Origin of the sequence: Pseudonocardia sp. N23 (genome assembly GCF_002583555.1) — a bacterium.
Classification (GTDB): Bacteria; Actinomycetota; Actinomycetes; order Mycobacteriales; family Pseudonocardiaceae; genus Pseudonocardia.
Window position 1 is genome coordinate 91,867 of record NZ_BEGX01000155.1, and the last position, 20,048, is coordinate 111,914.

Annotated in this window: 20 protein-coding genes; 9 read left to right on the forward strand and 11 right to left on the reverse strand. The window is 73.7% G+C overall.

From position 1 onward, the window contains the following. Positions 1-97: 97 nt before the first annotated feature. Positions 98-1,813, reverse strand: coding sequence for a hypothetical protein (locus TOK_RS30915; RefSeq protein WP_098961511.1), 1,716 nt, complete (start codon positions 1,811-1,813; stop codon positions 98-100). 567 nt (positions 1,814-2,380) lie between these two features. Here TOK_RS30915 and TOK_RS30920 point away from each other — a divergent pair. Continuing rightward, positions 2,381-2,584: a hypothetical protein gene (locus TOK_RS30920; protein WP_098961512.1), complete on the forward strand. Its 204-nt coding sequence runs from the start codon at positions 2,381-2,383 to the stop codon at positions 2,582-2,584. Between the two features lie 61 nt (positions 2,585-2,645). Here TOK_RS30920 and TOK_RS30925 read toward each other — a convergent pair whose 3' ends face one another. The 5 genes from TOK_RS30925 to TOK_RS30940 all read right to left on the reverse strand — a co-directional run bounded on the left by TOK_RS30925 (position 2,646) and on the right by TOK_RS30940 (position 6,055). Further along, positions 2,646-2,915 carry a hypothetical protein gene (locus tag TOK_RS30925; protein WP_098961513.1) on the reverse strand — a complete coding sequence of 90 codons (270 nt, stop codon included), beginning with the start codon at positions 2,913-2,915 and terminating at the stop codon, positions 2,646-2,648. 413 nt (positions 2,916-3,328) lie between these two features. Beyond that, on the reverse strand, positions 3,329-3,571 hold the full coding sequence (locus TOK_RS32235) for a hypothetical protein (protein ID WP_141566639.1): 243 nt from the start codon (positions 3,569-3,571) through the stop codon (positions 3,329-3,331). Positions 3,572-3,642: 71 nt separating this feature from the next. Next, the gene (locus TOK_RS30930; RefSeq protein WP_216362166.1) at positions 3,643-4,173 is read right to left on the reverse strand and encodes a dihydrofolate reductase family protein; all 531 of its coding nucleotides are present in this window, start codon (positions 4,171-4,173) and stop codon (positions 3,643-3,645) included. Between the two features lie 76 nt (positions 4,174-4,249). Then, positions 4,250-5,308: a 3-deoxy-7-phosphoheptulonate synthase gene (locus tag TOK_RS30935; RefSeq protein ID WP_098961514.1), complete on the reverse strand. Its 1,059-nt coding sequence runs from the start codon at positions 5,306-5,308 to the stop codon at positions 4,250-4,252. 192 nt (positions 5,309-5,500) lie between these two features. Continuing rightward, positions 5,501-6,055 carry an ABATE domain-containing protein gene (locus TOK_RS30940; protein WP_098961515.1) on the reverse strand — a complete coding sequence of 185 codons (555 nt, stop codon included), beginning with the start codon at positions 6,053-6,055 and terminating at the stop codon, positions 5,501-5,503. Between the two features lie 92 nt (positions 6,056-6,147). Here TOK_RS30940 and TOK_RS30945 point away from each other — a divergent pair, with 92 nt between their 5' ends. Next, positions 6,148-6,594, forward strand: coding sequence for a VOC family protein (locus TOK_RS30945; RefSeq protein WP_098961516.1), 447 nt, complete (start codon positions 6,148-6,150; stop codon positions 6,592-6,594). An 8-nt stretch (positions 6,595-6,602) separates the two neighbouring features. On the opposite strand, the gene TOK_RS30950 is transcribed toward TOK_RS30945, so the two are convergent. From TOK_RS30950 to TOK_RS30965, 4 genes are all read right to left on the reverse strand, one after another. Then, positions 6,603-6,899 carry a 4a-hydroxytetrahydrobiopterin dehydratase gene (locus TOK_RS30950; protein WP_098961517.1) on the reverse strand — a complete coding sequence of 99 codons (297 nt, stop codon included), beginning with the start codon at positions 6,897-6,899 and terminating at the stop codon, positions 6,603-6,605. Positions 6,900-6,925: 26 nt separating this feature from the next. Continuing rightward, entirely contained in the window at positions 6,926-7,774 is an 849-nt protein-coding gene (locus TOK_RS30955) for an ABC transporter permease subunit (protein WP_098961518.1), read from the reverse strand. Continuing rightward, on the reverse strand, positions 7,771-8,781 hold the full coding sequence (locus TOK_RS30960; RefSeq protein WP_374754953.1) for an ABC transporter ATP-binding protein: 1,011 nt from the start codon (positions 8,779-8,781) through the stop codon (positions 7,771-7,773). Before TOK_RS30960 ends, TOK_RS30955 begins: the two co-directional genes overlap by 4 nt. Positions 8,782-8,851: 70 nt before the next feature. Next, a complete protein-coding gene (locus TOK_RS30965; RefSeq protein ID WP_098961519.1) occupies positions 8,852-9,898 on the reverse strand; it encodes a hypothetical protein in 1,047 nt (348 codons plus the stop codon). A 116-nt stretch (positions 9,899-10,014) separates the two neighbouring features. Between TOK_RS30965 and TOK_RS30970 the strand changes: the two genes are divergently transcribed. The 4 genes from TOK_RS30970 to TOK_RS30985 all read left to right on the forward strand — a co-directional run bounded on the left by TOK_RS30970 (position 10,015) and on the right by TOK_RS30985 (position 13,851). Beyond that, positions 10,015-10,701 (forward strand): response regulator transcription factor, encoded by a 687-nt coding sequence (locus tag TOK_RS30970; protein ID WP_098961520.1) that lies wholly within the window; start codon positions 10,015-10,017, stop codon positions 10,699-10,701. Beyond that, positions 10,698-12,017 (forward strand): HAMP domain-containing sensor histidine kinase, encoded by a 1,320-nt coding sequence (locus TOK_RS30975; RefSeq protein ID WP_098961521.1) that lies wholly within the window; start codon positions 10,698-10,700, stop codon positions 12,015-12,017. Before TOK_RS30970 ends, TOK_RS30975 begins: the two co-directional genes overlap by 4 nt. 19 nt (positions 12,018-12,036) lie before the next feature. After that, positions 12,037-12,867: an NUDIX domain-containing protein gene (locus TOK_RS35180; protein ID WP_306305182.1), complete on the forward strand. Its 831-nt coding sequence runs from the start codon at positions 12,037-12,039 to the stop codon at positions 12,865-12,867. 177 nt (positions 12,868-13,044) lie between these two features. After that, entirely contained in the window at positions 13,045-13,851 is an 807-nt protein-coding gene (locus tag TOK_RS30985; RefSeq protein ID WP_098961522.1) for a type IV toxin-antitoxin system AbiEi family antitoxin, read from the forward strand. Between the two features lie 155 nt (positions 13,852-14,006). Here the strand turns inward: TOK_RS30985 and TOK_RS33135 are convergent, their stop codons facing one another. Then, positions 14,007-14,156 (reverse strand): hypothetical protein, encoded by a 150-nt coding sequence (locus TOK_RS33135; RefSeq protein ID WP_172457884.1) that lies wholly within the window; start codon positions 14,154-14,156, stop codon positions 14,007-14,009. 63 nt (positions 14,157-14,219) lie between these two features. Between TOK_RS33135 and typA the strand changes: the two genes are divergently transcribed. From typA to TOK_RS31000, 3 genes are all read left to right on the forward strand, one after another. After that, a complete protein-coding gene (gene typA, locus TOK_RS30990) occupies positions 14,220-16,157 on the forward strand; it encodes a translational GTPase TypA (protein WP_374754954.1) in 1,938 nt (645 codons plus the stop codon). Positions 16,158-16,231: 74 nt separating this feature from the next. Further along, positions 16,232-18,100: an ABC transporter family substrate-binding protein gene (locus tag TOK_RS30995; protein WP_098961523.1), complete on the forward strand. Its 1,869-nt coding sequence runs from the start codon at positions 16,232-16,234 to the stop codon at positions 18,098-18,100. 285 nt (positions 18,101-18,385) lie between these two features. Further along, positions 18,386-20,035 carry an ABC transporter substrate-binding protein gene (locus tag TOK_RS31000; protein WP_253258774.1) on the forward strand — a complete coding sequence of 550 codons (1,650 nt, stop codon included), beginning with the start codon at positions 18,386-18,388 and terminating at the stop codon, positions 20,033-20,035. Positions 20,036-20,048: the final 13 nt, after the last annotated feature.

Below are 20,048 nucleotides of genomic sequence, written 5' to 3' on the forward strand. Positions count from 1 at the left end.
GGAGACGCCCGTCGACGGTGACGTCGCGCTCCGGGCAGGTCGCGGGCCCCGGAACAGCAATTGTCGCCCGGCGTCGGTCGGCGCCGGGACTCTCGGCTCAGCCGCCCGACGCGCCCCGGATGAACTGGTGCATCCGTCCGCCCGGGGTGTTCATCGCGGCGTCGTAGGCCTGCTGCGGCGTCATGCCCGAGCCGCCCGACCCGTCCCCGGATCCACCCGAACCACCTGATCCGCCGTCGTCGGAGCTGCCACCACCCGTGCTGCCACCACCCGAGCCGCTGGGCCCGGAACCGCCGCTGCCGGAGCTGCCGGAGCTGTCCGTGTCGGCCGAGTCATCGCGGGAACCGCCGCTCGACGACGAGTCTGTCGGGTCCGGTGTCGATCCGCCCCCGGCGCTGTCGTCGGAGGCGCGTCGCGCTGAGCCTGCGTCGGTCTCGGTGACCTCGGCAGGCGGCCGGACAGCGGCCGCGGCGCGCACGCCGCGGGTGGGCTCACGCACGGCGTCGCCGCCGTCGGCCAGCACGGTCGTGTCCCGCCGATCGGGTGCGGTCGCGACGGGTGGCGGGGCCTGTGGCTGCAGGGGCGGCACGGCCGGGCGGTCGCGCAGGTCGAGGACGCGGCGGGTCAGCGGCTCGGTCTGGTCGGTCGGGTCGGGCACCGGGCTGCTCTCGGCGACCGCGACACCGTCCTGCAGACGGGTCACGTCGCTGTGCCGGGCCGCGCGCTCCTCGACCAGCAGCCCGCGGCGGGACGTGAGGGAGTCGCGGACGAACTGCTGGTCGGGGTTGAGGGCTCCGCGGGGCAGACTCCCCAGGGTCGCGTCGATCTCCGACAGCTGCCGGTCGACCCCCTCCAGCACGGCTCGTGCGTGGGCGAGCTGCTCCGCGGTCGCAAGCTGCCCCTGCAGCGCCGCGCGCTGCTGCTCGAGCAGGGTCTTCCGCGCCAGCAACGCCGCGACCTCGGTGGGGACCCGGCCGTCGTAGTGCGGAGCGATCTCGCTGTCCCACAACGCCTTTGTCGCCGCGATCGACCCGAGCTGGGTGTCGATGGAGGTCAGCGCGATGCGCGCCTGGGACTGCCAGTCGGCCCGGGCGACGATCCGCGGCACGTGGTCGGGGTCGAACCAGTCGGGCAGGTCCTTCACGACGAACGTCCCACCCGCTGCGAGGATGCCCGCCGCGCCGACGATGCCGGCCAGGCGCCGGGTCCGACGGGTCCGCGCAGCGCGGGACGCCTTCCAACGCTGGAAGGCGTCGTGGTCCTCGGGGGACACGTCGATGTGGCGCCGGCGCCGCGGCTCGCGGGTCGAGGGGAGCCCGGTGAGCGCGTCGACGACCAACGCGGTTCCGATGTGGACCGGCGCATCGTCGGCCGCGGCGCGCTGGGCCGCCTCCGCGTGCGAGCCGGATGAGCTGAGCGGGCCGGAACCCGGCCTCGGCTGCAGCGCAGCGGCGTCGGTGAGCAACGCGGCGGCGGTGACGGAGGCGGCCGGACCCGTGTCCGGTGCGGACCGTTCGGACTCCGCACCGGACGTGACCGCGCCGACAGCCGCCGGCTCGGCCCGCTCCGCGTCTCGGGAAGGCCGCGCGCCGACGACCGGGGCGGACACGACCACGTGCGCAGCGATCGGCTCGACGACGACCGGCTCGGCCAGGATCGGCTCGGCGAGGATCGGCTCGGCGAGGATCGGCTCGGCGAGGATCGGCTCGGCCGGGGTCGGCTCGACGGGGGCCGGGGCGACGTGCCGTCGGGCCCGGTGCGCCGCGTGGTGCTCGGGGCCGCAGTACCGGCGCGGCGGGCGGCCTTCGGGCACGCACGGAACGATCGTCGTGCACCCGGGCAACGCGCACTGCGGCCGATTCACGGTCCCCACCTCGCCATCTCGACGTCACGACACATCGCCGGGAGCCTCGTCCTGGCACCTGAGTGATCATCTTCGCGAGGAAGGTCGACCGGCAGCAATCACGACCTTTCGTGTGCGAATGCAAACGTCGCGTCCGAACAGGACGCTCTGCGACGAAGGGCACGGACGATGGGGGCGCGGCCACCCGTTCGGACCGGCTCGGGGTGGAGGTCGCGGACGCGCCGCGATCGCGCGCGCGGAGACCGCCGCGGATCGGGTGATCTTGGCGTCAGTCGGGGAACAGCCGCAGCCAGAGGCGGCGCAGGACGCCGCGCAGCTCGTCGTCGGGTAGATGGGTGAGGCGGCGGGTCAGGGGCTTGAGGTCGTTGACCATCCAGAACCCTGCCTGCTCGTCGACGGTCGGCTCGTCGCCGAAGAGAGCGTGCAGGAAACGGGCGGAGAGCGCGTCGAGGCTCTCGGCGACGTGGGGCCGCCGCGCGGGCCCGGGTCGGCGAAGTCGACGGGGGCGATGGTGCGGTGTGCGCGGACGACCTCGTCGACGAGGAGCTCGGCCGGATGCCGGGGGTGCAGCGGATCTGCCTCGACGTCGTCGACGTCCGGGATCTCGCCGATCTGCACGTCCGCGCCGCGACCGATCCTCGGGCAGCGGGGGAGTGGTTCGTCGCGGTCGGGGAGTTCCTGTGGATGGCCGAGGGTCAGCTCGCACAAGGAATCGCGTAGCTCCGCCGCCGGGCGCCCGAGCTTCGTCGGTCGGGCAGCCGGCGGTCCGCGGCGTGGAGACCTACTCCGCGGCGGGCGCACCCGGCAGGGCGCCGAGGACGGTGCCGACAACGGCGTTGGGGTCGACGGGCAGCGGCACGGGCAGTGCCGGCAGCGCGGGCAGGTTGCTCGTCACGAGGCCGACGACGGCGCCCGGGTCGGCCGGGAGGGCGCCGGTGGCGACGTCGAGCGGGCCCGCCGCGGGGGCCTCGTCGGCGAACGCGAGGCCGGGGGTGAGGACGGCGAGGGGCAGGGCGGTGCCGACCAGGGCGTAACGCGCGATCTTGCGCATGGGGAACTCCTCCTGTGAGGCGCTGCGTCCCCGACTCGGTGACGAGGATTCGCGAGCGTCCTGGTGTTCAACGCGCGCTGCGCAGTCGGCGACGCGATCTTGCACCGGAACGAGTGAGCAACCGACGCTCGGCGGGACGACACGGTCTTGATCGAGTGAACTCTCCGTCACCGCGGGTCGTGACGAACAGTGATCGATCACCAGCCGGGTTGTTGACCTCGTCGGCGCTGTCCACTAGGCCGTTCGAGGGTGCTCCGGTCCCGGGGTGGCGCCGCCGAAGGCGAGCACGACCCCCGGAGATCGTCCTCGTGGCGGTCGGCCCGGGTGGTCGGTGGGCTCCCGACGTGCCCCGGGCATGGCCCGGGGCCGGTCCCCCGGGCCACGGCGCGGCGGGCACCGCGATCAGGCCGCGGTCAGGCTGACCCGGCGCCGGGCCAGGTCGAGCGCGAGCACGCGCACCGGCACGGTCTCGCCGACCGCCGGTTCGCGGCCCACTCCGAGATGTGCAGTACACCGTCGATACCGTCGGCCAGGCGCAGGAACGTCCCGAACGGCAACACCGACACCGCGACGCCATGGATCGGCGTGCGTGCGCACTGGTCGGTGAGGAACTGCAGCCACGCCGGCTCGGGCGTGGCGTCATGGGATTCGCTCACGTGATTCACCTCCTTCCACCACGGAATCCGTCGATCCGCGGTGGGTGGCGGGTCCCTGGCCCGCCCGGTGGTCACGACGCTGCCGGGACTCCGTCTCGTGCATGGCGCAAGGCCGGCCCGACAGTCACGCCTCCGACGGCAACAACGGAAGGGACGCTCACCTCGTCGAGCAGCCCGGCGACGAGGCACTGCTGTGTGATGGCGGCGCTCGCGACGCTGACGACCCCGTCGCCGGCGGCCTCCTCGGCCGGTGCGACCGCCGACGCCACCCCGTCGGTCACGAACGTGGCCCCGGGGGCGAACGGCTCCGCGGGGGCCTCGTGCGTCACGACGAAGATCGGCGCCCCGGTCGGGTGGCTGCCGCCCCAGCCGTGTGTCAGGTCGTAGAGCCGCCGCCCGCACACCAGCGCGCCCACGTTCTCCAGTGCGTCACGCAGGACCGCGGCGCTCGCCCCGGTGGTGCGGAAGGTGATCGCCTCGTTGTGCGTCGTCGTCTCGACGTCGCCGTTGCCGAACCAGCCGAACAGCTCCCCGATGCCGTCGGCAGGGTCGGGGATGAACCCGTCCAGTGACATCGTCATGTCCGCGATCACTCGTGCCATGTCGGTCTCCTCGGTGTGCGGCCCGCCCTGCAGGCCGTTCGAACCGTGGCACCGTCGCCGGAAGTCATCGGTGGCGTCAGCGGCGGGTCCGCACCGCCGCGGCGAGCTCGTCGAGGACCGTGGCGGTGGTGTCCCAGTCCATGCAGGAGTCGGTGACGCTGCAGCCGCGCACCATGTCCGGGCCAATCTCCTGGCGCCCGGCGACGAGGAAGCTCTCCAGCATCACCCCGACGACGCCCTTCTCCCCGGCGGCGATGCGTTCCGCGAGGTCGGCGGCGACGATCGGTTGGCGACGGTGGTCCTTGCCGGAGTTGCCGTGGCTCGTGTCGACGATCAGGCGTTCGGGCAGCCCGGCCCTGGTCAGCGTGCCGAGGGCGTCGGCGACGTGCGCCGCGGAGTAGTTGGGGCCGTTGCTGCCGCCGCGCAGGATGACGTGGCAGTCGGGGTTGCCGGTCGTCGTGATCAGTGAGGCGAGGCCGTCGGGGTTGATCCCCATGAACACGTGGCTCTCGGCCGACGCCCGTGTCCCGTCGACGGCGATCTGCACGTCGCCGTCGGTGGAGTTCTTGATGCCGATGGGCATGGACAGGGCGCTGCACAGCTGGCGGTGCACCTGGCTGGCGGCGGTCCTGGCGCCGATCGAGCCCCAGGACACGAGGTCGGCGATGTACTGCGGGGTGATCGGGTCGAGGAACTCGCAGCCGACGGGCAGGCCGAGCGCGCAGATGTCGCGCAGCAGCGAGCGGGCGATGCGCAGGCCCTTGTTGACCTGGAAGGTTCCGTCGAGGTCGGGGTCGTTGATGAGCCCCTTCCAGCCGACGGTGGTGCGCGGCTTCTCGAAGTACGCCCGCATGACGACGACCAGGTCCCCGCGCAGGGTCTCGGCCTTGGCGGCGAGGAGCCGGGCGTAGTCGAGGGCGGCGTCGGCGTCGTGGATGGAGCAGGGGCCGACGACCACGACGAGCCGGTCGTCGCGGCCGGCGAGGATGTCGACCGCGGCGTCCCGGCCGGCGGTGACGGTGGCGGCGACGGAGTCGTCGACGGGCAGCTCGGAACGCAGCAGCGCCGGTGAGATCAACGGGCTGATCCCCGCGGTGCGCCGGGCATCCAGGTGCGAGGTGGTGAGGGTGTTCATGACGGGGGGTCGTCCTCTCAGGGATGGACCCGCCCGTCGTCACCGCGAGCCGGTCCGTCCGGCTCGGGGTGGTCGATGGTCAGCGCAGCAGATCGCCCGCCGACCCGTCCCGGGCCGGTCGCGTAAACCAGTACTGACGCTGCACGGCGGCGACAGTAGCCGACGGTCCCGCCGCGCCGCCAGCGACCATGGTCACGTCGTGCGGTTGCGGGCGTAGTGCCGCGCGGCGCGGGCCCGGTTGCCGCACCCGTGCGAGCACCATTCGCGGCGGCCGCTGCGGATGAAGTGCAGGACGCAGCCGGGGCCCTGACAGGCGCGCAGGTCGTGGCGGCGGGGCCCGCCGAAGAGGTCGACGGCGTCGGCCGCGATCTCCGACAGCGCGGTCGCGACGTCCCCGCCGGCGCTGCGGGCCACGGTGTCGGGCTCGGGGTCGGCGCGCAGCTCGCGCCAGCGGGCCGGGGTGGCGGCGTGCCTGTTGACGACGGCGACGGCGTCGGCGGGCAGGGGCTCGGCGTCGACGGTCGCGTCGGCGAGCCTGCGGATCGCATCGCGGAGGGCGAGGGTCGCGGCCAGGTCGGCGGCGTCGACGTCGGCGGTGGCGAGCCGGACGTCACGGAGCCAGCTGCCCAGGTGCTGCGGGACCTCGAGGCCCTCGCGGGGGTGTCCGCGCACCGCGTAGCTGGTGTTGGCCAGCTCGATCGAGAGCGGCTCGCCCAGGATCGGGGCGCCACCGGAGACGTCGGTCATGTCTAATGCTAACTCTCCTTGACCCCGTTAGATGCGAGTCGCTACGTTCTAATGGTCACCTTGCAATATGAGCATGAGAACGGAGCCACACGATGGCAGCCCTGAAGACCGGCCACGTCGGCGTCAACGTCACCGACCTGACCCGGTCCGTCGCCTTCTACCAGCAGGTCTTCGGCTTCGAGGTACTCGACGGGAAGCTGACCGGCGACCGCCCGTTCGTCTTCCTCGGTATCGACGGCGAGCTCGTCGTCACCCTCTGGCAGCAGAGCACCGGTGAGTTCGCGGGCGACCGCCCCGGCCTGCACCACCTGGCGTTCCTGGTCGACGACGTCGACGCGGTGAATGCCGCCGAGGAGCGCGTCCGTGCCGCCGGTGCCCACTTCTTCCACGACGGCGTCGTCGCCCACGCCGAGGGCGCCTCGTCCGGCGGCATCTTCTTCGCCGACCCCGACGGCGTCCGCCTGGAGATCTACGCCGGCTCCGGCGTCGACGGCGCGCCCGTCCCGGTCTCCGACGGCCCGACCTGCGGCTCCTTCTGACCCCTCGGTCAGCCCCCGGCCGCGGAGACCCGCGAGGAGATCTCCGCGGCCAGTGCGGTGTCCTTGGCGGTCAGCCCACCCGCAGAGTGCGTCGAGAGGCGGAACGTCAGTGTCCGCCAACGGATGTCGATGTCGGGGTGGTGGTCGGCGCGCTCGGCGTCGTCACCCACCTCGCCGACCACGCGGATCGCCGTCGGGAAGTCGGGCAGCTCGGCGGTCCGCACGATCGAGTCGCCGTCCCGGTCCCACCCGGGCAGGTCGGCGAGGGCTGAGGTGATCGCGGCGTCGTCCAGGAGATCGGCCATGGGCGACATCCTCGCGCAGAACGCGCTCAGGCGTCGCGCGTGAGCATCCGGCTCGTCGTGATCCCGCCGCCGATCGCCATGTAGCACAACGCCCGAAGCGTGCTCCCGCCCAGATCGCCCCACGTCATGGGGTCGCGCAGGACGTCGGCGCCGGCGGAGAAGCCCGTCGTCAACAGGTAGGGCGAGAGCCAGTCGAGCGCGGGGATCGCGCCGAGCACCCCGAACACGATGAGCCCGCCCAGTACCGACGCCAGCACGACCAGCGGATGCTCGGTGAACGCCGAGATCGCCAGCGCGATCGCGCCCACCGCGGCGAGCTGCCCGACCGTCCACAGTGCCGCGATCCCGACGCGGCCCATGGCCTCGCCGAACCCGAGCGTCGTGCCGGACAGCGTGACGAGCGTGCCGTCGGCGCCGCCCACCACGACGAGCCCGGCCAGCACCCCGACGACGGCGACGATCACCGTCGCCACCACCGCCACGACGAGCACCCCGAACGCCTTCATCACGACGAGCCGGCCACGGCCCACGGGCGCCAGCAGCAGGCTGCGCAACGTGCCGTGGGCGGCCTCGCCGGCGATGGCGTCGGCCGCGGCCATCGCGACGGCCAGCGGGAGCAGCAGGGCCAGCATCAGGGTCATCGCCGCGACCGGCAGGACGAGCCCGTTGCCGGCGATCGCGCCGATCAGCCCACCCCCGCCGTTGCGGTCGGCGACGACGACACCGATCGCGACCAGGATCGGGACCAGCGCGAACAGGCCCAGCATCACCAGCGTGCGGGGCCGCCGGAGCACCCAGCGCAGCTCGGCGCCGAGCAGGCGGCCCATCGGTGCGGACCCCCGGTGCGGCGTCGTGGCGCTCTCGACCAGCGTCATGGCGACTCCTCGGTCAGGCGCGCGAAGAGCTCTTCGAGCCGGGCGCGACGGCGGCGTGCCTCGTGCACCGCCACACCGGCCCGGACCAGCAGCGCGACGATCTCCGGCGCGGGCGGCCCACCGTCGGAGACGACGATCCCGTCGCCCTCGCGGAACGCCGTCGCACCGACGCCGCGCAACGCCTCCAGCGCCACGTCGACATCAGGGGTGGTGACGACCAGCCCACCCGTCCCGGCCTCGAGCAGCTTCCCCAGCTCTCCCGACGCGACGAGGCTCCCCGACTGCAGGACCGCGACGTGCGTGCAGGTAGCCTCCACCTCGGCCAGCAGGTGCGACGACACCAGCACGGTCGCGCCGCCCGCGTGCAGCTCGGCGATGATCCGCCGGACGTCGCGGGTGCCGGCGGGGTCGAGGCCGTTGGTCGGTTCGTCGAGGACGACGAGCCTGCGCGGCACCAGGAGCGCCGACGCGAGGCCCAGGCGTTGCTTCATGCCGAGGGAGTAGCCGCGGAACCGGCGGTCGGCGGCGTCGGCGAGCCCGACACGCTCCAGCGCGGTGCCGACGGCGTCGGGGATCGCCTTGGTGGCCAACAGGGGCTCGGTGGCGGCGACCCGGCGCAGGTTCTCCCGGCCCGACAGGAACGGGTGGAACCCCGGCCCCTCGACCAGGGCACCGACGTGCGGCAAGGCGTGCTCCGCGGCGTCGGGTACGGCATGGCCCAGCAGCTCGGCGGTGCCGGCGGTGGGCCGGGTCAGGCCGAGGAGCATCCGGATCAGGGTCGTCTTGCCGGACCCGTTGGGGCCCAGCATCCCCAGCACCGCGCCGGTGGGCACCTCGAGGTCGATCCCGTCGACGGCGACGGTCTTCCCGAACACCTTCCGGACTCCCCGGACGGCGGCTGCGGGAGGGGCGCCCGCGGTCGCGGTCGCCCCTCCCGGTTCGCCGGCGCCGTGCTCCCCAGCCCGTTGCCCCGCAACGGTGGCGCCCTGCTCGGCGGGTGCGGTCACCGTGATCCCGGAACTGTTGCGGTCGTCGGGCGGGTCGTCGTCGTGTGGGTCACTTCGCTAGGGGTGTGGGTCACTTCGCGAGGGCCTCGGTGAGGACCTGGGCGGGCACGGCGCCGACGGCGACGCGGCCGTCGGAGGTGATGATCGCCGTCGCCACGGCGGTGTCGATCTCGCGGCCGGTGCCCCAGGGGCCGCTGACCTCCTTGCCGATGGACGAGAGATCGGGGGCGTCGCCGCCGCCACGAGGGCCCCGCTGCTGGTCGGCCGGCGTCTGGGCGGGCATCGACGCGATCACGACCGTGTCCCAGCCGTCGCCCACGACCTTCGGCTCCGGCCGCTGGGCCTTCTGTGCGTCGCCGGGGCGGTCGGGCGCCTCGGTCACCGTCGCGCCGGGCGGCGGGGTGAAGGTGAACATGCCCGCATCCTGGGCCCCGAACTCCAGTTGCGTGAAACCGACCTGCAGCGCCGGGTCCGACGAGCCGTTGGCCAGCACCGTCAGCCGCAGCGGCACCCGCTTCTCCGAGTCCACCGCGACGCGGACCTCACGCAGCAGGGTCCGCTCGGTCGGCAACGGGCGCAGCACCAGCTCGTACGCCGGGCGCCCCGCCACCTCGGCGGTGCCGTCGACCGCGACGGTGCTCGTCGCCCGCAGGTCCGTGATCGCCTTCTGCGCGGCCGCGGCCGGGTCGGTCGCGTCGGCCTCCGGCGGCTTCTGCCCCGCGCCGACCGCCTTCCTGGTGACGGTCTTGTCCGCGGAGTCCCACGCCCACACGGTGGTGCCGTCGTCGACGATCGTCTTCTCGCCCTGGCCGCTCGGGACCGACAGCCGGCCCTTGCCCGCACCGTCGGACCACACCCGCGCGGTGGACGAGCCGTTCGCGGCCTGCGGCACCCCCGCGAGCGCGGGCAGCCCCAGCTGGTTGTCGAGCGTGACGGTGCCGTGCAACGGCCCCGGGTCCTTCGCCTCGATCACCGAGGTGACCAGGTCCTCCGCGCTCACCGGGGGCAGCTCGGGGGCCGCGCCGGCGCCGGCGGGAACGGCCAGCAGACCCAGCCCGACCGCCCCTGCGACGGCGATGCCCATGCCGACCCGCGCCCAGCCACGTCGTGATGCCATGCGCTCAGCCTGACGCATCCGCCCTGAGAAGCCCCTGAGCCCGCTGAGAGTCCGCTTAGCCCGACCTGTGGACATCCACGCCCGCTGTCGGTGCGGACCAGTAGCGTCCCCACCCGATGGCACGAGTGCTGGTGGTCGACGACGAGCCCGGGGTGCGCACCGCACTGCACCGCGGGCTCACCGCCGAGGGCATGGAGGTCGTGTCCGTCGGCGACGGGCAGTCCGCCCTGCGCGCCGCGCTGACCGGCAGTTTCGACGCCGTCGTCCTCGACATCATCCTCCCCGGTCTGTCCGGCTACCGGGTCCTCGAACACATGCGGGCCGCCGGGGTCGACACCCCGGTGCTGCTCGTCTCCGCCAAGGACGGCGAGATCGACCAGGCCGACGGCCTCGACCTCGGCGCCGACGGCTACCTGGTCAAACCCTTCTCGTTCGTCGTGCTCGTCGCCCAGCTCAAGGCCATGCTCCGCCGCCGCGACGCCACCCTCGGCCGCACCGGGCAGCGGGTCCGGCTCGGCGGGCTCGTCGTCGACCCCGCCGCGCGCAGCGCCTCCTACGAGGGCAACGCCATGGAGCTGTCGCCGCGGGAGTTCGCACTGCTGCACGCGCTGGCCAGCCGGCCCGACACGGCCGTCGCCAAGGACGAGCTGCTGCGCCTCGTGTGGGGCGACGCGCAGGCCGCGAGCCGCAACGTCGTCGAGGTCTACGTCGGATACCTGCGACGCAAGCTCGAGGCCGTCGGCGCCGGGCACGTGCTGCGCACCGTCCGGGGCTTCGGCTACCTGGTGGGCTCGGGCACGTGACCCGGCTGCGCCGCTGGTGGACGCGGCGGTCGCTGCGGTTCCGGATCACCCTCGCCGTCGGGGTCGTCGCCGTCGTCGCGCTGGTCCTGCTGTCCCGGCTCGGCGCCGGGCTCGTCGCCTCCACCCTCACCGGCGCCGCCGACGCCGAGCTGCGGGCCCAGGCGGACTCGGTCGCCGCGACGATCCGCACCGGCGGCGCCGCCGACGGGGGACCGGCCGTCCGCGTCGTCGACACCGCGGGCGCACCCGCCGACGGCCGCCCCCCGCTCCCACTGGGCGACGGGGACGTCCGGCGGCTCGCGAGCGGCGCCGCGATCACCACGTTCGCCGCCGGGGAGTTCCGCCGCTGGCTCGCCGTCCCCGCCGTCGTCCCCGACGGGTCGACCCGGCTCGTCGTGGCGAGCGGCACTCTCGTCGGCGGCGCCACCCTGCTGGCCCGCGCGGCCGTCGGGTTCCTGCTCGCCGCGCTCGTCGTCGCCGGGGTGATCGCGCTGGCCGCGTGGGCCGCGACCCGCGCGGCGCTACGCCCCGTCGACCGCATGCGTGCCTCCGCCGCCGCGCTCCCGCCCGGGCAACGCCTCCCGCTGCCGGAGTCGCGCGACGAGCTGCGCGCCCTCGCGGAGGAGATCAACTCGCTGCTCGCCCGCCGCGACGAGGCCGTCACCCGCCTCGAACGCTTCACCGGCGACGCCGCCCACGAGCTCCGCTCGCCCGTCGCGTCCATCCGCGCCCAGGCCGAGGTCGCCGTCGCCCACCCCGACCCCGCGCTCTCGGACGACACCCTGCGCGCCATCGCCGGGGAGGCCGAACGGCTCACCACCATGCTGTCCGACCTGCTCGCCCTGGCCCGCGCCGACGCCGGCCGCCGACCCGCCGCCGAACCGGTCGACCTCGTGGGTGCCGTCCGCACCGCACTCGACCGGCTCCCCGGCGACGGCCCCGTCACCGAGCTCGTCGCCCCCGCCCCCGCGCTGGTCGCCGCCAGCCCCGGGGAGATCGCGCTCGTCCTCGACAACCTCCTCGGCAACGCCGGCCGCCACGCCCGCAGCGTCGTCCGCGTCGCCGTCCTGCCCGCCGGACGATGGGTGAGGCTCCTCGTCGACGACGACGGCCCCGGCATCCCCGCCGCCGACCGCGCCCGCATCTTCGACCGCTTCACCCGGCTCGCCCCCGAACACTCCGCCGACGGCGGTGGCGCCGGGCTCGGGCTCGCACTCGTCGACGGACTCGTCCGCGGCCGCGGCGGCACCGTCACCGCGGGCGCGGCCCCCGACGGTGGCGCCCGGCTGGAGGTGCGCTGGCCCGCCGCGCCCTGATCTTTGCAACGATCACCGGGTGCCGAGCGAGAGCCTGTCCTATGTCGTCGGATGCGCGCCGCGGACTGTCGCCGGGCTGCTGCGCGACACCGCGGTCGCCGCGCCTGCCCTCGCCCGCGCGGGCCACCGGTTCGCCGCCGACGTCCGGCTGCTCGCGCCGGGCGACCAGGTCACCCTGGGGGTACGGGGTGTGCCGTGGCTGCCGGTGCGGCTGCCCGCGGTCACGGTCGTCGACGAGGTCTCACCCACCCGGATCGCGACGTCGCTGGTCCGCGGCCCGCTGCGCGCCCTGACCCACGTCACCACGCTCGCCGACGCCACCGCCGGCACCCGCGTCACCGACACCCTCACGTGGCGGGCGCCGCTCGGGTTGCTCGCCGACCCGCTCGTGATCCGGCCGCTCCTGCGCGGTGTGCTCGTCGCGCGTGCCGCGGGCCTCACCTCACGGGTCGCCGCGATCGCCGGCGCTCGCGTCGTCGTCGCCACCGCGCTGATCGACGGCGGCCGCCTCCTCGCCGCCCAGCGCACCCGTCCGCCCGCGCTCGCGGGACGATGGGAGCTCCCGGGCGGGAGCGTCGAGGTCGGAGAGTCGGAGGCCGACGCGGTCGTGCGGGAGTGCCGGGAAGAGCTCGGCGCCGACGTCGAACCCTGCGGCAGACTCGGCACGGACCTGCCCATCGACGCCGGTCTCCTGCGCGTCCACCTGGCCCGCCTGCGTCCCGGCTCGCCGCCGCCCGAGCCCCTCGAACACGCGGCCCTGCGCTGGGTCGGGGCCTCCGAGCTGGCGTCGCTGCCGTGGGTGGCTGCCGACCGTGCCGTCCTCGCCGACCTGGCCGCCGCCCTGACATGAAGGTCTGTACCGGTGCCGCGGGTGTCACGGATGGCGCGCATGTCCCGGATCCGGCGCCCATCGCGGACGGCACGGCTGGTTGCGGGACGTCTGTGTCTACGTCGCGGGCCTGTTCGCACCTGTGACGGGTCGGGGTGCCGGTGGAACCGGGAGGGGAGGGGGGCCGTCGGAGGCGGCATGTGTCTCGAGGAGCTGGTGGCCCGGCAGGCCGGTGTGGTGACGCGGGCCCAGGCGTTGGCGGCGGGTCTGAGCATCGGCGACGTGGACCGTCGCGTCGCCCGCCGACGATGGCGACCCCTGCACCCGCGCGTCTATCTGGCCGGCGACGCCCCGCACACCGACGAGGTCCGGGTGCGGGCGGCGGTGCTGTGGGCGGGGGAGGGGGCGGTGCTGGCGGGGACTGCGGCGGCGTGGTGGTCGGGTTTTCCGGTGCGGGCGCCCTCGACGATCGCGGTGACGGTCCCGCGGCGGCGCGCGCCGGGGAGCCGGCCGGGGGTCGTGGTGCGCAGGCGCACGTTGCCGGTCCCGGACCTCGCGGAGCACCGGGGCCTGCCGGTCACGGCACCACCGTTGACGATCGTCGAGGCGGCCCTGGAGCTCGGGGCGGCGGGCGCGGCGTTCCTGGACGCGGTGCTGTGGCGCGACGACGCGGTGCGGTGGCGGGAGGTCGCGATGCTGCGGCGGGAGGTCGTGTTCGAGGAGGTGGTCGCGGCGTCGCGACGCGCGGACGGGACGGGGGAGCGGGTGCTGGCGGAGGCGTGGGCGCGGGCCACGGCCCGGTTGCGGCTGGCGGGGATGCTGCGGCGGGCGGGGGTGGCGGCGCACGTCGCGGGGACGGCGGTGGTGTGCCCGGTGGCCCGGGTGCTGGTGACCGACGACCCCGACCACCGGGAGCCGGCGGGCTGGAGTGTGCTCGCGGTGTCGGGGAGGGAGCGGCCCGAGGACATCGTCGCGACGGTGCGCGGGGTGCGCATCACGGCGTGATTCCGATCACCGGGGTGACGTCCGGGGGGAGGCGTCGGAGTCGATCACCGTGATGATCATCGAGGGTCGGGGCCCGGGTCGGGAGCGGGCGCGCGCAACGCGGCGGGGCACTGCTGCGGGAGTGGCGGTCGTCGCAGGTCAGCGGGTGAGTCGAATCAGTACACGCGTGCGATCTTGATCGCCCGCTTCAGCTGTTTACCGCTCAGTCCGTCGGCGGCGACGCGGCTCAGGCGCAGCGCGACGACCGGGCAGTTGCTGCACCGTTTGGGTTTCGAACGGCAGCACTTCTTCTTCACTTTGCCCATCGCGAGGGGAGCCTAACCTCACGCCGGGCGAAGGGCCAGGGGCGAGGCGGGATACCGTTAAGTGTGAGCACAGCTGGCACCACCCTCGACGCTGCACCGGCGACCGCGGACCGCGGCCTGCCGGATTCGCGCGGAGGGCTGCGCAACGTCGCCATCGTGGCGCACGTCGACCACGGCAAGACCACCCTCGTCGACGCCATGCTGCGCGCCTCGGGCGCGTTCGGCGAGAGGGCGGCGCTCGTCGACCGGGTGATGGACTCCGGTGACCTCGAGCGCGAGAAGGGCATCACCATTCTCGCGAAGAACACCACGGTCAACTGGCACGGGACGACGATCAACGTGATCGACACCCCCGGCCACGCCGACTTCGGTGGCGAGGTGGAGCGCGGGCTGTCGATGGTCGACGGTGTCGTGCTGCTCGTGGACGCCTCCGAAGGCCCGCTGCCGCAGACCCGGTTCGTCTTGCGCAAGACGCTGTCCGCGGGCCTGCCGGTGATGCTCGTCGTCAACAAGACCGACCGGCCCGACGCGCGTATCGCGGAGGTCGTCGACGAGTCGCTGGAGCTGCTGCTCGAGCTGGCCGACGAGCTGGAGCTCGACGAGGACCAGACCGCGCACCTGCTCGACCTGCCGGTCGTCTACGCGTCGGGCCGTGCGGGCCGCGCGAGCCGTAACCGCCCCGGCGACGGCGAGATGCCCGACTCCGAGGACCTGCAGCCGCTGTTCGACATCCTGATGGACACCGTCCCGGCGCCCTCGGACGACCCGGACGCCCCGCTGCAGGCGCACGTCACCAACCTCGACGCCACCAACTTCCTCGGCCGCATCGCGCTGTGCCGCATCCGGGCGGGCGTCATCCGCCGTGGCCAGCAGGTCGCGTGGATGCAGGACGGCGGGAAGATCACCCGCGTCAAGATCACGGAGCTGCTCCGCACGGAGGCGCTGACCCGGGTCCCGACCGACGCCGCCTACGCCGGTGACATCGTCGCCGTCGCGGGCATCGCGGACGTCACGATCGGCGACACCCTCGCCGATCCGGAGACCCCGGTCGCCCTGGAGCGCATCCACGTCGACGAGCCGGCGATCTCGATGACCATCGGCATCAACACCTCGCCGCTGGTCGGCCGCGACCCGCACCCGGGCGCCAAGCTCACCGCCCGCCAGGTGAAGAGCCGGCTGGAGTCGGAGCTGGTCGGCAACGTCTCGCTGCGGATCCTGCCCACCGAGCGCCCCGACACCTGGGAGGTCCAGGGTCGTGGCGAGCTGGCGCTGGCGATCCTGGTCGAGACGATGCGCCGCGAGGGCTTCGAGCTGACGGTGGGCAAGCCGGAGGTCGTCACCAAGGTCGTCGACGGGAAGCTGCACGAGCCGTTCGAGCAGCTGTCGATCGACGTCCCGACGGAGAGCCTCGGTGCCGTCACCCAGCTCGTCGCCGCCCGCAAGGGCGAGATGAGCCAGATGGTGCACGGCGAGAGCCGCGTCCGGCTCGACTTCCGGGTGCCCTCGCGGGGCCTGATCGGCTTCCGCACCGAGTTCCTGACCGTCACCCGCGGCGCCGGCATCGCCAGCCACGTCTTCGACGGCTACAGCCCGTGGGTCGGTGAGATCACGAACCGCCTGCGTGGCTCGCTCATCGCCGACCGGTCCGGCCCCGTCACCGGCTACGCCGTCGACGCGCTGTCCGACCGCGGCGTGCTGTTCGTGGGCCCGGGCACCCAGGTCTACGAGGGCATGGTCATCGGCGAGTACACCCGCAACGAGGACCTCGAGGTCAACATCGTGCGGGAGAAGAAGCTCACCAACATGCGCAAGTCGACGGCCGACGAACTCGTCAAGCTCACGCCGCCGACGCTGCTCACGCTCGAGCAGTCGCTGGAGTTCTGTGCCAACGACGAGTGCGTCGAGGTGACCCCGGAGAACGTCCGCATCCGGAAGGTGGAGCTCGACTCGCACCTGCGGGGCCGGGCCCGGTCGCGCGCGAAGGCTGCGGCCGCCAACTGACCCGCCGTCCCGGGCCCCGGCCCCGATGCGACGATGGTCGCCGGGGTCGGGGGACTCGGGCGCAGGAGGTTCGCGTGGCACGCAGGGGTCGAGGCGGGAGCCGGCGATCGCTGCGTGCTCTTGTCGTCCTGCTCCTCGTGGGTCTGCTCGCGGCGTGTGTGAACGAACCGGCGCCCCGGGTGGTGACCCCGCCACCCACGCCGACGACGACGGCCCCGGCCCAGCCGGAGCCGTCGACGATCACGGTCGGCGTGGAGTCGATCGGTGCCGGGTTCAACCCGCACCTGCTGGCCCACCAGTCGCCGGTCACGACGGCGCTGGAGACGTTGGTGCTGCCGTCGGTGTTCCGCCCGGACGTCGACGGCACGCTGCGCCTGGACCAGACGGTCGCGACGAGTGCGCGCGTGACGTCGACCGAGCCGTTCACGGTGAGCTACGAGCTCAACGTGCAGGCGTCGTGGACGAGCAACGCCCCGATCGCGGCGGAGGACTTCGTCTACCTGTGGGAGCGGATGCGCTCCGAGCCGGGGACGGTCGACGCGGCGGGCTACTCGTTGATCACCGACGTGCGCTCGCGGGCCGGTGGCAAAGCCGTCGACGTGGTGTTCTCGAAGCCGTACGCGCAGTGGCAGGAGCTGTTCGCGGGGCTGCTGCCCGCGCACATCCTCAAGGATGCGCCGGGATCGTGGACGGGTGCGCTGGCGGGCGGGTTGCCGGCGTCGGGCGGGCCGTTCCGGATCGCGTCGGTGGACCGGGCGCGCGGCGAGGTCGTGCTGGCGCGCAACGACCTCTACTGGGCGACGCCGGCGACGCCGGACCGGATCGTGCTGCGCGCCGTCGACGACACCACGATGGTCGACGAGCTGCGCTCGGGCGATCTCGACGCGGCGCTGCCGGAGGCCGACCCGACGGTGCGCCAGCTGCTGGCGGCGTTGGGCCCGACGGTGTCGGCGCAGGACGCGCCGCTGCCCGTCGTGACAGGGCTGGGCATGCGCTCGGACGTCGGACCGCTGGCGGACGTGCGGGTGCGGCAGGCGGTGGCGGCGATGCTGGACCGGGACGCGTTGCGTGCGCAGGTCGCGCCGGGCGCGTCGGCCGCGGACGCGTTCGGGCTCGCGCCGTCGGAGACCGGGTACGCCTCGACGGCACCGCCGGGGGCGCCGGCGAAGCCGAATCCTGCTGAGGCGCAACGGCTCTTGCTGTCGGCCGGGTACGTGCGCGACGCGCAGGGGCGCTGGGCCGTCGGCGGCCGGCCGTTGCAGATCGTGGTCGCGGCGGCGGCCGAACGTGCGCAGGACGTCCGGCTGGCGCAGGCGGTGGCCGCGCAGCTGACGGCGGGTGGGATCGCGACGACGGTGCTGGCACCGCCCGCGGCCGACCTGTTCGCCCAGCCCGACGTCCCGGCGACACCGCCGACGACGGCCCCCGGTGCTCCCGGCCCGACGGGCACCGCCACGACGACTGCGCCGCCGTCGACGACCCGCTCACGGGCGACCCGCACGACGGCGCCGCCCGCGACGACCACGACCGCGCCCACGACGGGCGGCACCACCACCGAGGCGCCGCCGACCGGCCGGGTGCGGGCCGACCTGATGGTGTTGCCGCGTCCCGTCGGTGGCGACGTCGGCGCCCGGTACGCCTCGGACTACGGCTGCCCGGTGGCACAGCCGGGTGGGGTGACGGTGGCGGCGAGCCCGACGCGGTTCTGTTTCCCGGCGCTGCAGGCCCTGCTCGACGGCCTCGTCGACGGCACGGCCGCACCGGGGACGCAGGCCGTCGTCGAGAAGGTGCTGTGGGCGCAGCTGCCGGTGCTCCCGCTGTACCAGCCGGTCTCCGTGGTGGTGAGCACCACCGCGACGGACGCGGCGACGGGCATCTCACCGGGTCCGTTGCGCACCGGTCCGTTCACCGGAGCGCAGCGCTGGAGTGTGCCCCCGGGTTGAGCGCGTGGCCGTCGGACGTTAAGTTACCCGGCGGTAGCATCGCCTGTCGCGGGCAGTCATCGGCCAGTCACCCTTTGGTCACGATCATGGGTGCGGCCGTGACGCGGCAGAACGCGCTTCCTAACGTCCGGGGAACGCGGGCCGTCCGAACATGGCGTGCTCCGGGGTTCCTCGACCAGGCGCCGCGGTGAACCCGCGGACCGGCAGCGTCAGCAGAGAGGCATGGAGTCGATGAGGAGATCGAGGGCGGCCCTTTCGGCCATAGCGCTCAGCGCGGTGGTCGGGATGGTCCTCACGGGGTGCAGCCAGAAGTCCAACACGGGATCGAACGGGGGCAGCCAGGCCTCCGTCGGCTTCCCCGAGACCCAGGACCTGCCGCCGGTGGCGGGCAAGCCGGGTGGGACGTTCCGGCTGGGCATCACGGAGCCGACGGCGATCGACCCGTACAACGCCCAGGAGTCCGAGGGCATCCTCGTCAACAAGGCGCTGTTCACCGGGCTGGTCAACGTCAAACCCAACGGCGACGTGTACGACGGTGTGGCCTCGAAGTGGGAGCCGAACGCCGACTGCACGGCGTGGACGTTCACCCTCAAGCCGGGACAGACGTTCTCGAACGGTGAGCCGGTCGACTCCGCCGCGTTCAAGCGCGGCTGGGAGCGCACCTCGGCCAAGGACTCCGCGTCCGACGTCGCGTACCACCTCAACGAGATCAAGGGCTTCGACGAGATGCAGGCCGGCACCGCGACGACACTCTCGGGTGTCGACGCGACCGACCCGGCGTCGCTGAAGGTCGCCCTCTCCAAGCCCGACTGCGAGTTCAACCTGCGCACCGCGGCCCCGCCGCTCGCGCCGGTGCCCACCGTCGCGGGTGCGGCCGACAACAAGGCCTACAACGACCAGCCGATCGGCAACGGCCCGTTCAAGATGGACGGCCCGTGGCAGCACGACCGCGGCATCAAGCTGGTCCGCAACGACACCTTCGGCGCCGGCCCGAAGGCGAACCTCGACGCGGTCGAGATCACGATCACCCCGGCCGACACCGGCATCCAGGCCGAGTACGACGGCTTCAACAACGGCCAGTTCGACTGGGCCCGCGTCCCGACGCCGCTGCTGTCGCAGGCGCGTTCGGCGCAGGAGCCGAAGAACCAGTGGATCTCCAAGAAGACGGCGGGCATCAACTACCTGCTCGTCTCGGTGACCACGAAGCCGCTCGACACCGCTGACGCCCGCAAGGCCATCTCGATGGCGATCGACCGGGCCGCGATCACCCAGGGCATCTTCCAGGGCTCGCAGGTCCCCGCCGACGCGTTCATCCCGGCGTCGTTCAGCAAGGTGTACCAGCCGGGTGTCTGCGAGGCGTGCACGTACAACGTCGACGAGGCCAAGAGCCTGGCGCAGAAGGCGGGCCTGACCCCGGGCACCGAGGTCAACTTCCAGTTCAACACCGGTGGTGGTCACGAGGAGTGGACCGCCGCGGTCAAGCAGCAGCTGGAGACGAACCTCGGCCTGAAGGTCACCTACTCGGGCGTCCCGTTCCGCGACCTGCTCAAGAACGAGCAGCAGCCGGGCGCCACCGGCCTGTTCCGCGCGGGCTGGACCGCCGACTACCCGACGGCAGGCAACTTCCTCACGCCGCTGCTGTCGACCGCGGCGATCGGTGCCGCGACGCCGCAGGACGTCGCCGTCGGTGACAACCGTGGCCGCTACAGCAACCCGAAGTTCGACGACCTGCTCGCCCAGGCCGCCGCGACCCAGGACGAGGCCAAGCGCGACGACCTCTACAAGCAGGCCGAGAAGATCGCGATCGGCGACGACCTGGCACTGATCCCGCTGTTCGCCCGCCAGCAGTTCCGGATGGCGAACACCGCGATGTTCGGCAACGTGCGCATGGACTTCTGGGAGAACCCGACGCTGTCGGAGATCACCCTGAAGTGACCCCACGGAGGTG

Bases quoted from the DNA above. Each gene is read 5' to 3' on its own strand.
- TOK_RS30925 (WP_098961513.1), bottom strand. From the start codon at position 2,915: ATGCGCAAGATCGCGCGTTACGCCCTGGTCGGCACCGCCCTGCCCCTC.
- TOK_RS30930 (WP_216362166.1), bottom strand. From the start codon at position 4,173: ATGGCACGAGTGATCGCGGACATGACGATGTCACTGGACGGGTTCATC.
- TOK_RS30935 (WP_098961514.1), bottom strand. From the start codon at position 5,308: ATGAACACCCTCACCACCTCGCACCTGGATGCCCGGCGCACCGCGGGG.
- TOK_RS30940 (WP_098961515.1), bottom strand. From the start codon at position 6,055: ATGACCGACGTCTCCGGTGGCGCCCCGATCCTGGGCGAGCCGCTCTCG.
- TOK_RS30945 (WP_098961516.1), top strand. From the start codon at position 6,148: ATGGCAGCCCTGAAGACCGGCCACGTCGGCGTCAACGTCACCGACCTG.
- TOK_RS30950 (WP_098961517.1), bottom strand. From the start codon at position 6,899: ATGGCCGATCTCCTGGACGACGCCGCGATCACCTCAGCCCTCGCCGAC.
- TOK_RS30955 (WP_098961518.1), bottom strand. From the start codon at position 7,774: ATGACGCTGGTCGAGAGCGCCACGACGCCGCACCGGGGGTCCGCACCG.
- TOK_RS30965 (WP_098961519.1), bottom strand. From the start codon at position 9,898: ATGGCATCACGACGTGGCTGGGCGCGGGTCGGCATGGGCATCGCCGTC.
- TOK_RS30970 (WP_098961520.1), top strand. From the start codon at position 10,015: ATGGCACGAGTGCTGGTGGTCGACGACGAGCCCGGGGTGCGCACCGCA.
- TOK_RS30985 (WP_098961522.1), top strand. From the start codon at position 13,045: ATGTGTCTCGAGGAGCTGGTGGCCCGGCAGGCCGGTGTGGTGACGCGG.
- TOK_RS33135 (WP_172457884.1), bottom strand. From the start codon at position 14,156: ATGGGCAAAGTGAAGAAGAAGTGCTGCCGTTCGAAACCCAAACGGTGC.
- TOK_RS31000 (WP_253258774.1), top strand. From the start codon at position 18,386: ATGGTCCTCACGGGGTGCAGCCAGAAGTCCAACACGGGATCGAACGGG.